This window comes from Psychrosphaera aestuarii (assembly GCF_017948405.1).
GTDB lineage: Bacteria > Pseudomonadota > Gammaproteobacteria > Enterobacterales > Alteromonadaceae > Psychrosphaera > Psychrosphaera aestuarii.
This window is the reverse complement of record NZ_CP072844.1, coordinates 2,659,108-2,672,009: the sequence shown is the minus strand read 5'-3', so window position 1 is coordinate 2,672,009 and position 12,902 is coordinate 2,659,108. Positions and strand designations below refer to the sequence as shown.

The following is a 12,902-nucleotide window of genomic DNA, read 5'->3' as shown; positions in this document are numbered from 1 at the left end:
CAAAAATTGAGAATTGGCATGGTCTGTTATTCTGATAAAAATAATAGAAGAATGCCTCAAAAGACTAACTTTAATGATAAGTGGTTAATAATGGCACTGTTCGATAGGTCGAACTCACTTTATACATCTTGTCTGTTGGTTATAAGACTCTAAATATATTGTGAAGCCAAAACACACACAGACCAGCCATTGGCCGATCTGCATGTTATTTTAAGAGAGGTGCTTATTTGACAGGCGTTATCGACAACGAAACGGCACAGTGATCGCTCAACATAGCTTTAGGATCCATATTTTTATATGGGTAGACAACGACTTTTTTATTGACGCTAGATGGGTCTACATTACCCAAGATGATATGGTCGATAGGAGCCGGATAACGAGGGTGGCAACCAACTGAGTCTTGAGTTGTTAATTGCATTGTCGAAGCAGAGTTGTCTGAATTGTTTTTCAATATATCCGCAAGGTAATTATTTTTTGCTGACAAGCGATGATTAAAATCACCTAAAACAATATAGGGTGTTCCTTGTTTCTCTTTTTTCTCAATCCATCCATCGAGCACAGGCACTTGCTTTGCTAACGTTTTACATGCTCGGGAGTCTTTTTTTGTAAAGTCATCAACAAAGCAACCGCTTTTCATATGTACATTTAGTATCGTAATGTCACCAAGTGATGATTCTACCGTTAGTTCTAACCCATGACGTAATCCTGGGTTATCAATACCAAATTCATCAAGAGTGGTGATTTGTTTTACATTGAGTGCTTTTCGGACCGCAAAAGCCACTTTTTGTTGTGTTGATTTAAAGCCAGACTTTCTACAGTCGTATGATTTGGTATCAGCTCGCTGTGATACAAATATTTGCCAATCGGAGCTAGGGAATAAATTCTCGACTGCTTCATAAGAGCTAACTTCTTGAAATGCAATAATGTCGGCTGTTAATGAATTGGCATAGCCTTTTAGTTCATTGAACTCTCGCGCGTCTCTTGGGCGACAGCCTTGATTTATCGGAAAAGCTAAATGTTCAACATTCCATGTCGCTACTTCGAATTGTTTTAGAGAAGCGACATTAGTTTCTTTGTTAGCTAAAACACTAGTGGATAAGACTGTCGACAATAGCAAAGTAGCAAAGATACAACGACCAAAGTTTTTCATTTTAATTAATTTCCAGGCAGTAAAATAAAATTAGCAAATCATAAAAGACTATTTCTAAACAAATTTCGTATTGTAAAAATTGAGAAAGTAATCCTATAACAACTAAATATAAACAAGACTGAAAAAACCGTGAATAGCCTATTTTTATGGCTGAATTGCGGGTGGGATATAAAAAATAGATACAAAAAAACCGACTTTCATTGCTGATTAAGTCGGTTGCTTTTACTCATAGTAAAAATATAAGTAAGTGGTACCGGTGGGCGGACTTGAACCGCCACGCCCGAAGGCAACGGATTTTGAATACAAAGTGTCTAAATTGATGTCAATAAAATCAACGCTTACAGAGCAATTTTAAACACTTTGCAAATCAACATCTCGCTGTCATATTGGAATTTATGACAACACAAATTCAACGACATGACATAGTAGACGGCTTCTACGTCTACCTTCAAAATCAACTCGACTTGAAAGCTGGCAAGGTAAGTTATAAAGATTACATTCAGGCGTTAGATAAATATCACATCCCGTATTTTGGCAAACTATTTGTTACTTCGATCGACCAAGACAAAATACGATTGTTTGACAAATGGCGCTTTGAGCAAAATGGCAGGCAATTATCAAAGTCCACCTTAATGACTCACAATGTTGCACTGCAAATGGTGTTCAAGGAAGCTATTGATCGCAAGTGGATGATTGTTGCACAAGTTCCAGTTTTAACATCTAAAGGTGGTGAGGTTGGAACGAGAAGGGCGGCTTTTACTGGGGCGATATAGAAATGACACGGCAAGACCATAACGTTCGTTTTAAAATCAAAGTGCGTAAAGGCAAAACAATGTGATACCAGTACCGCCATGATAGAACAGCATTACAGCCATGTCGTGCCAGCCATGTTTGAAGAAGAATTATCGGCCGATAAGTATTCTTCAAAACTAAGAGGTTACCGAATTGATAAAGTCAAAATTTCACCTCGCAAACCATTCACATGAAACGGAGAGCTTAGAAGTATAGAGTTTGGCAAAACGTTTAATAACATCCGATTTTTGGTTGATTGGGTTCAAACCTGAAAATAGAATTATGAATCACGCCCGTTAACTTCAGCTAGCAGAGAATTATTCAAAAGAGCTCCATAGGATTTATTCAAGCTAAGTGCAAGAACGGTTAGAATGGGATATAAATGAGAACGTTAAAATCAGCTCATTTTCCGGATCACAAAAAGTGGTGCAATTCGTAGTACCCACTGCAAAATTGCCCACGGCCACGATGGTACATAACTGTTGGCTTTTTCTTTATTGATAGCTTTAACCAAGGCTTTACACCCCGTTTCTGTATCTACAATAAATGGGACTTTTTCCACCGTTTCGTTAATCTCACTTCGGATAAATCCAGGATGAACACAACTCACTTTTATTGGCGTATTCATCACGTCAATTCTTATTCCCTCAGACAATGACGTAATGGCCGCTTTTGTTGCTGCGTAAACAGTCATTGCTCGGCGGAATCCCCTTACCGCACTAATGGAAGAAATCGTCACCAAATGGCCAGCATTTTGCTCTCTAAAAATAGTCATTGCCGCTTCTGCTTGCGCAATGGCAGCGACAAAATTAGTTTCTGCGGTTTGTTTATTTGCATGGAAATAACCTGTACCGATAGAAGCTCCTTTTCCCATACCTGCATTTACGATCACTCTATCTAATGACCCCATTTTCTGCTTAAACTTTTCAAAGACAGTAAATACGGCTTCGTGATCGTTTACATCCAAACTGTCGATATAAACCTTGATATTAGGGTTAACCTGCTCCAACTCTTTTTTAAGATCTTCAAGCCTTTCGACTCGTCTGGCACACAAAGCCAAATTAGCTCCCTGTTTGGCAAATTCAATTGCCATGCCTTTGCCTAGCCCTGAGCTTGCACCCGTTATTAAAATATTCTTTCTCAACATGTGATTTCTCTTTTTAGTATTTACAGCTGAAGTTAAGTGTATGAGAGCTTGTTTCTGTGCTCTTCTTTGTCAAAGATTGTATGTTCATTCAAACAGGACAAACTCAATTGCCCTGTCTGTTTATTCACTAATATTTTAGTTATGCCAGCATTGACCAAATTCCAGTTAATCGTCATAAACTGTTCTTTATCAAGTCCTAATAATCTAGCAACAACTAAGCTAATTGGGCCACCAGAGGTGAAGACAAAGTGGTTTTGCTCTACCTTGTCTAAAACAGAGTCGAAAGCTTTCTCAACCCTATTGGAAAACTCTTGCCAAGACTCAGGATAAATTTCGCAATTGTTAGATTTCATCCACTTGTGCATGGCCTCAATAAACACAGTGCGAAATTGATGTTTTTGCAGATTGTTTTCAATGAAGTACTGCCGAATACCTTCAGGTGTTCTCAATCTCTCGTCTAACCCCGCCAAAATGGCTTGATGGTCGTACTCATTCCAACCTATATCTTTCAACGCTTTATCGGCATCAACTTGGCAAGATGACAAGGCTAAGTCAGCGGTTTGTTGGTGCCGCTTCATGCCACCTATAGTTAAAGAATCGGGGGAGATACATTTATCAGCCAAGGGTTGAGCTATTAGTTTAGCTTGCTCTTTACCTAAGTCAGACAACATATCGTAGTCAGCCGACTTGGTATTAGCTTGGCCATGCCTTATTAAATAGATCGCAGCCATTATTTACGCCCTTGTGCCTTGATCGCTTTTTTGCAGCGGTGTAATAGATAATGAACAAATACCCAGAAGTGTTTAAATGCAGGGTTATTCGTTTGCCCATGGTGATAACGATAGTAAATTTGCTGGACGATTCCAGCTAATCTGAATAAACCATAAACCTCATAAAAGGTGAAGTCGTTTACCTCTATTCCCATCTTGTCACAGTAATACTCTACGACTTGCTTGCGAGTTAACATGCCTTTTAAATGAGTTGGCTGGCGTCGACTTCCCTGTGCCAAGAAGTCATCATCCGACTCAACCCAATACGCTAGCGTATTACCTAAGTCCATCAAAGGATCACCTAACGTAGCTAACTCCCAATCAAGTACCCCCAACACCTTGGTATAATCATTTGGGTCTAAAACGACATTGTCAAAACGGAAATCATTATGGGTTAAACAAATGGTTTCATTTTCAGGCATGTTGTTCTTTAGCCAATTAATAACAAACTTTCCGGAAGGCACATTCCATGTTTTCGCTTTAGTATAACGCTCTGACCAGCCCTCTATTTGACGTTGGGTATATCCTACGCCTTTACCTAAGTGATCCAATCCAGCCTTTTTGTAATCAACCTTGTGCAGTTCAACCAAGCAATCCAAAACGTTTTTACACAGTTGTTCGGTTTTTTCAGGCGTAGTAGTTAGCCCTCTAGGTAAGTTCTTTCGAGGAATAATGCCCGTTAACTTTTCCATTACATAAAAATCGGCACCAACGACATCGTTATCATCACAAAAGGCCAGCATATTTGGCACGTATTGATAAACCGGCTGAAGCGCTTCTTGCAGACGATACTCTCGTCCCATATCGTGTGCGCCTTTTGCTTTTGTTCCTTCTGGACCCCGGCGTAAAATAAGGGAAGTATCGTCATAATCTAAACAATAGGTCCAATTTGACGCGCCTCCGGAATATTGAGTTACCTCTGGCACCCCTGATAAGTGAGGTAAAGTTCGCTTCAACCAGTTGTCTATTTTATCTGTAGGAAGCTCTTCACCTGTACGCACGGCTTTGGCTTGGTCTAAAATAGCTTGATTCATGTTATTGTTCCCTGCTTAACGACTGGCCCTTTTTTAACAAAGCCTTAGTTTGTTTTAACATCATGGATAGATACCAATTGATAGGCATCAACTTTTTCAATCGATAAGCTTTAATGCCTTCTTTGTGAGTTAAGATCAAAAACTGACCTTGGTTAACTTTGTTCACGATGGTTTGTGCAACCTGATCTGAGGAAAGCTTCGCTCTCTCAAACAGTTTATTCATCAAATTACCGACCGATGCTTCAGACGTGCGCAACGACTCATCTAGGTTGGTTTTGAAGAAACTCGGACAAACCACACTCACATCGACATTGTACTGAGCAAGCTCTAATTTCATTGTTTCAGACAAAGCAATTACAGCCGACTTTACGGAGTTGTAACTACTCATTAGAGGTATGGGAGTTAACCCTGCTTGTGACGCTATGTTTACGAAATGTCCGTGTCCCTGGGCTTTAAAGCCCTCAAGGAACACCTGACTAACCCGCACCATACCAAGTAAATTGACATCCAAAATCCACTGCCATTGCTCAATAGATTCGCTTTGCAGCGAACCTCCTGTCGCAACTCCAGCATTGTTATAAACTACATCAACGCCTTGCCACTTAGTATTAACAGCATTATACAATTCAGAAACATCTTGCATATCGGTGATATCACAACGTTGATAAAAAGCTTCTGCACCAAGGTTAGTTAACTCTTTAACAGCCGCTTCACCACGCTCATCGTTTACATCGGCAATACATATTTTCAATTCAGCTTGATTTTGTTTGGCCAGTGCTAAAGCTAAGGATTTACCTAGCCCGGAAGCGCCACCTGTGATCAAGTAACGGGTCTTTTTCATCACGATTACCTATTTGTACTTTGCTAACTCTAAGCGAGAAACCATGCCCATATGAACCTCATCAGGACCATCGGCTAACCTAAGGATACGTCCCATCTGGTTAAAGCTGGCTACAGGATGGTCTGAACAAACTCCAGCTCCGCCAAATATTTGCACCGCCATGTCACTTACTTGTTGTAACATATTAGGCACCACAACCTTAATACTCGATATTTCAGTCATTGCTTGTTTAACCCCTAATGTATCGATTTTCCAAGCGGCGTGTAAGGTTAATAACCTCGCTTGATCTATTGCCATACGAGCCTGTGCTACTCGTTCTAGATTGCCACCTAATTTGATAATAGGTTTACCAAACGCCACGCGTTCCATGCCGCGTTTTATCATCAACTCTAAACTTCTTTCCGCTGCACCAATAGCTCGCATGCAATGATGAATTCGGCCTGGACCTAAACGGCCTTGAGCAATTGCAAAGCCCTTACCTAACCCCATGATCAAATTCTTTTTTGGCACTCTTACATTAGTAAACGACACTTCGCCGTGGCCATAAGGTGCATCATAGTCGCCATAAGCTGTCAGCATACGTTTGATTTCAACACCTTCGGAATCCAGCGGCACCAGTACCATAGAGTGTTGTGAATGCTTGTCGTTTTCTGGATTAGACAACCCCATGAAGATAGCAACCTTTGCATTTGGGTGACCTAAACCTGTACTCCACCACTTTTGACCATTTAATATCAGCTCATCACCATCTTCTTGGATGGTTGCTTGCATATTTGTCGCGTCTGATGAGGCAACATCTGGCTCTGTCATAGCAAATACCGATCGTATTTCCCCAGCCAATAATGGTGTTAGCCATTCTTGTTTCTGTTGGTCGTTACCAAAGTGATAAAGGACTTCCATATTTCCTGTGTCAGGTGCGTTGCAGTTAAATATTTCCGGAGCAAAAAAGACTCTGCCAGTTTCTTCGGCTAACGGGGCATACTCTAAACAAGTTAAACCTTCGGCGAGTTCAGCATCAGGCAAAAACAAATTCCAAAGACCTGCGGCTTTTGCTTTTTGTTTTAACTCATTTATTTGAGGTGGTAACTGCCATTTAGTCCAATCAGCGGTTTCATTTAGCGCTCGATTGGTGGCTAAAATTTCCTGTTCGGCTGGATATACATGTTCCGCCATAAAGGCTTTTAGTCTAGCTAAGTACTCTTGGCTCTTCGCACTTGGTTCAAAGTTCATAATCGATTTCCTTTAAGTGAATAAAACCAGACTAAAGCAAAAAACAAAGTGAATGAAGTGAAGTATATTGATAGTCTATTGTGAATATAATTCATCACATTAAAGAGTTGGTTTTAGCTAAATGATTGACCCAAATAAAATCCAACAACTCGATTTAAACTTGTTAAAAGTGTTTGAGTTTTTGTATCGAGAACGCAATATGACTACGGTAGCTAAGAGTTTGTTTATCAGCCCTTCAGCCGTTAGCCACGCGATGAAGCGATTGCGTCAGACACTTGGCGATGAATTATTCATTAGACAAGGCAGTCAGATGATTCCAACTCCAGCGTGTGAGAGGCTCGCACCTAAATTAATCGAAACACTTGTCCAACTTAGACAGGTGTTACAAAGTTGTGGCGAATTTGATTTAGCAGAATCACAACAGACATTTAGATTGGCTCAACCTGAACCTATGGAGCCAATAGTTCTCCCTAAACTGCAGAAAACCTTGTTAGCACAAGCGCCTAAAATAAAACTCACCAGTGTCAGAACACCTAGAGAAGATATTACACGTCAGCTTGCCGCCAAAAAAATCGATGCGGCAATAAACATTGCTTTACCAATCAAACTGCCTATTGAACACCTAATATTATCTAGTGATGAATATTGTGTCGTTATGGACAAACGACACAGTTGTGCCAACAGACTCTCAGCTAAAGATTATTTAGCCCAAAAGCACATTGCCGTTTCCAGTCGAGCGACAGGCAGAGTGCTTGAGGATTATGCTTTGTTAGAACAGGGAGAAAACCGGCAGATAGATATACGCTGTCAAAGTTATCAGACCGCGAAACTCATGCTAAAACAAAGTCCCTATCTGCTGACGTTGCCCAGCATGATCGCCAAACAGATCCAAGACTCAGATCTAGCGGTATTAGAAATGCCAATTGAACTACCGAAAGTAATTACTCACTTATATTGGCATCAAAGCAGTTCCAATGATGAAGCACTAACTTGGTTTAGAGAAAGAATAAAAGCGGCTTTTGCCTCAGGTTAGTCAGCCACAACCTGAGGCGCTTGGCGTTTTTGTTTAAACTTTTTCCAGTAAATTAACGGCAATGGCCCCAAATACATGGTCAAACCGTAAACCCCTGCCGTTATGGCATATGAAGGTTCATGTAAAAAGCTGACCGCGATAAGTATCGCCATAGTTGCGTTTTGGATCCCAACTTCAATACCTAAAGTCAGTGCGTCTTTATCCGTTAATAAAAATGACTTTGCTAACAAGGCTCCAACAACCACAGACAACAGATTGAGAGTCATACTGGCTGCAAACACTTGTTCGAATGAACTAACCAGTAAGTGACGCTCTTTTATCATCAATGCAACTATCATTAAGATCATAAAAAATAAGGAAAAGCGTCGAAAGTGCACTTCGTATTTAATTGCTGATTCTGCTTTCAACTGCCTAACAAGTATGCCTAGTAAAACAGGTATAAGGGTAATCGCAATAAGTCCAATAGAAGTACCTAACAAAGAGTATTCCGGCGCGTTCTGCTCAGCAAAATGTTGAATAGAAAAGTGAATCAACCAAGGTGTGGTAAAAACACAAACTAAAGTACAGATGGAAGTTAAGGTAACCGATAAGGCTAGATTAGCTTTTGCCAACTGACTCAACACATTAGACATAGTGCCGCCTGGACTTCCAGCTAAGATCATCATTCCAATTGCTAAAGCAGGCGGTAACTCAAACCAAACACAAATACCAAAAGCAATAATTGGTAACAGGATCAACTGGCCAAACAGACCTACTAATACAGGCTTAGGCGTAAGCCACAACCGAGTGAAGTCCTGTTTCGTTAGTCCAAGCCCCATACCAAACATGATCAAGGCCAGAGCAATAGGTAAAAATATATCCATAATGACTGAATTACTCATGCTAAACCGCCTGTGTTGTTGTGGACATAAAATGCAATTGGTATTTGAAAGCATACCCAACCAATTGCTGTTTAACTTGTCTCTCTGTTTCCTCTTGTTTTTCATCTGATAATTCAATAATCGTTTTGATACCAAGTTTTTTGTCTATAGTGACCAAAACCTTAAAATCTTCTTTATCGAGTATCTTTGCAACCTCTTGGGTTACCACACTGGTAATTTGTGCACACACCAACTCAGGTTTATAAATCTTTCCTACCGCGGTTAAAGGCATTTCTTCGATAATGTTAACCAATTTAGGAGTAGCTGCACGTTCTGGTGTCTGCTTTTGCATAAACACCATTAACTCTTCGCTGGTTATTGTGCTGTTTGGTGTTTTTGTGACGTAAAGAACAGGCAATTCACCAGAGTATGTATCAGGACGAGGTACTGCCGCCGCCAACTGAACCTCTGGGTGCTTCATCGCTGTGTCTTCAATCATCTTAGGGTCAATATTATGGCCGCCTCGAATGATCAGTTCTTTTTTACGTCCAGCTAAAGACAGATAACCGTGTTTATCAAAACGTCCCAAATCTCCAGTTCGCACGTAGCTAATGTTATCTTCCAGTGTGACCCATAAGTTTTTATTGTGAGCTTCATCTAAGTATCCGGGGAATACGTTATTGCCAGCAATAACAATTTCTCCAACCTCGCCAACGCCACATTGCTTAATTAATTGGTCGTCACTACCTATCTCAACGGTTGCTACTTTCATACCTGGAATAATCAGACCAACAGAAGCTTCTTCATTTATGCTTCTTACCGGCATCAAACTGCAAACAGAAGAGCTTTCTGTTGAGCCATAACCCTCAATCAAATTAATACCCGTTTCACGGATAAACTTATTTTGTAACTCACTAGAAAGTGGAGCCGCGCCGCTAATTGCCAGTTTAAGATCCGGTAAGCTAAAATTCTCTTCATTGCGCTTTTCAAGCTCAGTAAGTATCCCTGCGTAAACAGTAGGTACCGCCATTATTAGGCTAACTTTGTAATTCTTTATCAGTGTTAACAGGTTAGCCATGACATTCTTGCCGCGATACCCCGCAGGTCCCGCTAACAAAATAGTCGAGGTATTCATTATTGGACCAATTCCCGTCGCCACCGCAGCATTAACGTGGAATATAGGTAATCCAACAAAAATGGTATCACCCGGTGATACAGGAGAGATCAAGTTCACCTGACCGGCATTAGTTAACTGGTTTAAGTGCGTGTGCTGGGCCAACTTAGGTAGACCTGTTGTACCTCCAGTGTGGAAGTAAGCGCAAATATCTCTTTGGTTAGGCTCTTCAAATTCTAACTCTTCGGCTTGTTCTTGCTTTAATAAATCACTGAAGCTCAGCACTGGAACCTTGTTTTGCTTATCAGCAGGAATTGATTTGCCAAATACACTGATCACTGCTTTTAAATTAGGGATCTCATCTTTAATGGCTAATACTTTTTGCCAAATGTCGCTGCCAGGTAGAGGCCCTAATGCGATTAGTACCTTGGTATTCGATGACAACATTATCTCCTTTATGATGCTGGCATCTAATAATGGGTTTATCGGGTTGGCTATACCCGCTGTCGAAGCCCCCCAAAGAGTGTAATAAGTCTCTGGAAAGTTAGGCATAATTATCGAAGTTACATCCTTTCGGTTAATACCTAATTTTCTCAAGGCATTTGCAGTTTGAGTCACCTTGTTGGCTAATTGCGAATAAGTTACCTCTCGATAAGGGGCAGCATATTCCTGCCCTTTTAATAATTTAATGGCTTTATGCAAGACCTTTTTAGCAAATGGGATCTTGTCTTGGCTGATAACATCACCATCGAGGATGTACTTTATTGCGATTTGATTGGGACAATATTGTGCCGACTCTTTAATAGCTCGATACAGAGAGTTTGGCAGTTTCTGCTCCGTAATTGATGACGTGTCTAACAATCCAATGTCATCTGATGTGCGCACACCTGTAATGTCGATTTGATTCATACCCTCTCCTCAGTAAAATCACTTTGTTCTCTTTCATCTACCGCTCTACATAAGTTGTTTTAATCGTTATCTGTGCTGAGGTATTACTAGGCTGTTTGACTCCGAGCTAAATGCGTTATCTACCTCGGAGTGCATTGTTATGTTTTTTATTCAGACTAGCCTCAAGCAGACTTATGTTAAGGTTTTGTTTTTATTATTTTATTTCAAAAAGCTGTCGTCTTGTCTCAATACAACTTGGTAAAGAGGTTGGAAGTTGCCCCATGTTACTAGCTCTGAACCATTGGCTCGCTTGGTTTTGATCGCCGTATCGTGATCGATCAGTTGTAAGTCGCCAGCCGATTGAGCTAATAACTGACTCTGGCAGCAACTTTCCATCATACAGAAATTTGCGACCGCAGCATCAAGCGACTTACCTACGGTTAACAAACCATGGTTTTGTAAGATTACAGCTGTGTGGTCAGCCAATGATTCGGCAATTAAGTCACCTTCTTCTAAATCAGCAACCACACCAGTAAAGGTATTAAACAAACCGTGATTTTCGTAGAACAGACATGCATCTTGAGAAATAGGTTGCAGCAACTGACCTAATGCAGAAAAAGCACGACCATAAGTGGTGTGCGCATGAGCTACCGCATTCACATCAGGTCTTGCTGCATGAATTCGTGAATGAATAGCAAACGCTGCATTATTGATTGGCATATTGCCTTCGATGATCTTGCCATCGTGTGTAACACGCACTAAGTCTGACGTCTTAATTTGTGAAAAATGTACGCCAACCGGATTAACCCAAAATGTTTCAGGTTCAATGCAATCGCGCACTGTGATATGGCCAGCTAAGCCTTCGTCAAAGCCGTGATTAGCGAAAACTCTAAAGCCTGCGGCTAAGCGCTGTTTCTCATATTCACGCTGTTGTTCTAAGTCGGTAAACTTTGGCGGCATCGGCACATTGAACTTGTCACTCCCCACCGTCATTTTTAGTACTTGTTGCTCGATTGAGTCTTGTTGCATGATCGTTGTCTCTATTTTAATAAGATTGACTTCAGTCTAAATATCAACAAGACTAATAAAAGTGATGTAATTTAATGGCCTAATATAAATATGCTGCATAGTAAGATAGATTTAAATTTGTTTTTAGTGTTGAAAACCGTCTATCAGGAAGGCTCAATAACCGCCGCATCAAATAAGCTACATCTTACTCAACCTGCTGTGAGTCATGCTCTGGCAAGACTGCGAGATAGTTTTAACGATCCATTGTTTATTCGCCATGGCCGAAAAATGGTGCCGTCAACTTATTGCCAAAAGATCATACCAAAAGTAGAGAAAGCTTTAGCAATACTCAACGAAACGTTAATACCGCAAAGTGACTTTGATATTCGTCAATACCCTAGGGAAATAAAGTTTGGTTTCCGAGATATTTTAGAATCGATTTTCTTTCCAACCTTAGTCACAGATTTACTGACCAACACGCCAAACATCACGATAAATAGCCGTCAAACAACACGCTTAGAAATGGAAGCTGCCTTAGAACAGCAAGAGTTAGATATCGTTATTGACGTACTAACACCAACCTCAGATAACATTAAACATCAACTCGTTTGTAATGAGAGTTTTTCGTTGATTTGTCGTCATGACCATCCCATTTTGGCTGAGCCAACAATGGAAAATTACGTAAAAGCGCAACACGTACTCGTCACGTTAAAAGATTCAAAAGTAGATTTAGTCGATATGACCTTGGCTAAACTGGGAAAAAAAAGACAGTTTGCACTGCGCTGTGAGCACTACTTTGCAGCCACCCGTGTGATCAGCCAGTGCGATATGTTACTGACTATGCCTAATGCTTATGCCAATATTCTACAGCAAGAAATGCCGGTTCGAGTTATCCCCCTTCCATTCGAAGTACCTGTGTTACCTGTCCATATGTACTGGCACAAACAAGCAGAACAAGACCCAGTTAATACTTGGATGAGAGAGAAGCTGTTCGACATTGGCGAACAGCTCAAATTGCCCAAATAACATCGACTA

At 40.6% G+C, this 12,902-nt stretch carries 12 protein-coding genes; 3 read left to right on the top strand and 9 right to left on the bottom strand.

The window, feature by feature from the left end:
• Window positions 1-223: 223 nt before the first annotated feature.
• On the bottom strand, window positions 224-1,150 hold the full coding sequence (locus tag J9318_RS12155; RefSeq protein ID WP_210560160.1) for an endonuclease/exonuclease/phosphatase family protein: 927 nt from the start codon (window positions 1,148-1,150) through the stop codon (window positions 224-226).
• Between the two features lie 395 nt (window positions 1,151-1,545).
• On the opposite strand from J9318_RS12155, the gene J9318_RS12150 reads away from it, so the two are divergent.
• Complete coding sequence (locus J9318_RS12150) at window positions 1,546-1,923, top strand: phage integrase SAM-like domain-containing protein (protein ID WP_210560159.1); 378 nt, start codon at window positions 1,546-1,548, stop codon at window positions 1,921-1,923.
• A 416-nt stretch (window positions 1,924-2,339) separates the two neighbouring features.
• Here the strand turns inward: J9318_RS12150 and J9318_RS12145 are convergent, their stop codons facing one another.
• Genes J9318_RS12145 through J9318_RS12125 form a run of 5 tightly spaced genes read right to left on the bottom strand, consistent with a single transcriptional unit; the run spans window position 2,340 to window position 6,964 of the window.
• Window positions 2,340-3,089, bottom strand: coding sequence for an SDR family oxidoreductase (locus tag J9318_RS12145; protein WP_210560158.1), 750 nt, complete (start codon window positions 3,087-3,089; stop codon window positions 2,340-2,342).
• Window positions 3,090-3,121: 32 nt separating this feature from the next.
• Window positions 3,122-3,820, bottom strand: a complete 699-nt coding sequence (locus J9318_RS12140) for a histidine phosphatase family protein (protein ID WP_210560157.1) — start codon at window positions 3,818-3,820, stop codon at window positions 3,122-3,124.
• Complete coding sequence (locus J9318_RS12135) at window positions 3,820-4,893, bottom strand: phosphotransferase family protein (protein WP_210560156.1); 1,074 nt, start codon at window positions 4,891-4,893, stop codon at window positions 3,820-3,822. The genes J9318_RS12140 and J9318_RS12135 overlap by 1 nt, the downstream gene beginning before the upstream one ends.
• A 1-nt stretch (window position 4,894) precedes the next feature.
• Complete coding sequence (locus J9318_RS12130; RefSeq protein ID WP_210560155.1) at window positions 4,895-5,734, bottom strand: SDR family oxidoreductase; 840 nt, start codon at window positions 5,732-5,734, stop codon at window positions 4,895-4,897.
• A gap of 9 nt (window positions 5,735-5,743) precedes the next feature.
• Complete coding sequence (locus tag J9318_RS12125; RefSeq protein ID WP_210560154.1) at window positions 5,744-6,964, bottom strand: acyl-CoA dehydrogenase family protein; 1,221 nt, start codon at window positions 6,962-6,964, stop codon at window positions 5,744-5,746.
• Window positions 6,965-7,085: 121 nt separating this feature from the next.
• Between J9318_RS12125 and J9318_RS12120 the strand changes: the two genes are divergently transcribed.
• Window positions 7,086-7,997, top strand: coding sequence for a LysR family transcriptional regulator (locus tag J9318_RS12120; RefSeq protein WP_210560153.1), 912 nt, complete (start codon window positions 7,086-7,088; stop codon window positions 7,995-7,997).
• On the opposite strand, the gene J9318_RS12115 is transcribed toward J9318_RS12120, so the two are convergent.
• The 3 genes from J9318_RS12115 to J9318_RS12105 form a co-directional block, all read right to left on the bottom strand.
• Complete coding sequence (locus J9318_RS12115; protein ID WP_210560152.1) at window positions 7,994-8,878, bottom strand: bile acid:sodium symporter family protein; 885 nt, start codon at window positions 8,876-8,878, stop codon at window positions 7,994-7,996. The two genes, J9318_RS12120 and J9318_RS12115, sit on opposite strands and share 4 nt — an antisense overlap.
• A gap of 1 nt (window position 8,879) precedes the next feature.
• A complete protein-coding gene (locus J9318_RS12110) occupies window positions 8,880-10,880 on the bottom strand; it encodes an AMP-binding protein (protein ID WP_244731679.1) in 2,001 nt (666 codons plus the stop codon).
• 198 nt (window positions 10,881-11,078) lie between these two features.
• Window positions 11,079-11,888, bottom strand: a complete 810-nt coding sequence (locus J9318_RS12105) for a class II aldolase/adducin family protein (RefSeq protein ID WP_210560151.1) — start codon at window positions 11,886-11,888, stop codon at window positions 11,079-11,081.
• 90 nt (window positions 11,889-11,978) lie between these two features.
• On the opposite strand from J9318_RS12105, the gene J9318_RS12100 reads away from it, so the two are divergent.
• The gene (locus J9318_RS12100; RefSeq protein WP_210560150.1) at window positions 11,979-12,893 is read left to right on the top strand and encodes a LysR family transcriptional regulator; all 915 of its coding nucleotides are present in this window, start codon (window positions 11,979-11,981) and stop codon (window positions 12,891-12,893) included.
• Window positions 12,894-12,902: the final 9 nt, after the last annotated feature.

What these genes read in the sequence shown, in the direction of transcription:
- J9318_RS12125 (WP_210560154.1), bottom strand. Translation starts at nt 6,964, where the DNA reads ATGAACTTTGAACCAAGTGCGAAGAGCCAAGAGTACTTAGCTAGACTA.
- J9318_RS12110 (WP_244731679.1), bottom strand. Translation starts at nt 10,880, where the DNA reads ATGAATCAAATCGACATTACAGGTGTGCGCACATCAGATGACATTGGA.
- J9318_RS12150 (WP_210560159.1), top strand. Translation starts at nt 1,546, where the DNA reads ATGACAACACAAATTCAACGACATGACATAGTAGACGGCTTCTACGTC.
- J9318_RS12140 (WP_210560157.1), bottom strand. Translation starts at nt 3,820, where the DNA reads ATGGCTGCGATCTATTTAATAAGGCATGGCCAAGCTAATACCAAGTCG.
- J9318_RS12120 (WP_210560153.1), top strand. Translation starts at nt 7,086, where the DNA reads ATGATTGACCCAAATAAAATCCAACAACTCGATTTAAACTTGTTAAAA.
- J9318_RS12135 (WP_210560156.1), bottom strand. Translation starts at nt 4,893, where the DNA reads ATGAATCAAGCTATTTTAGACCAAGCCAAAGCCGTGCGTACAGGTGAA.
- J9318_RS12100 (WP_210560150.1), top strand. Translation starts at nt 11,979, where the DNA reads ATGCTGCATAGTAAGATAGATTTAAATTTGTTTTTAGTGTTGAAAACC.
- J9318_RS12105 (WP_210560151.1), bottom strand. Translation starts at nt 11,888, where the DNA reads ATGCAACAAGACTCAATCGAGCAACAAGTACTAAAAATGACGGTGGGG.
- J9318_RS12115 (WP_210560152.1), bottom strand. Translation starts at nt 8,878, where the DNA reads ATGAGTAATTCAGTCATTATGGATATATTTTTACCTATTGCTCTGGCC.
- J9318_RS12130 (WP_210560155.1), bottom strand. Translation starts at nt 5,734, where the DNA reads ATGAAAAAGACCCGTTACTTGATCACAGGTGGCGCTTCCGGGCTAGGT.
- J9318_RS12145 (WP_210560158.1), bottom strand. Translation starts at nt 3,089, where the DNA reads ATGTTGAGAAAGAATATTTTAATAACGGGTGCAAGCTCAGGGCTAGGC.
- J9318_RS12155 (WP_210560160.1), bottom strand. Translation starts at nt 1,150, where the DNA reads ATGAAAAACTTTGGTCGTTGTATCTTTGCTACTTTGCTATTGTCGACA.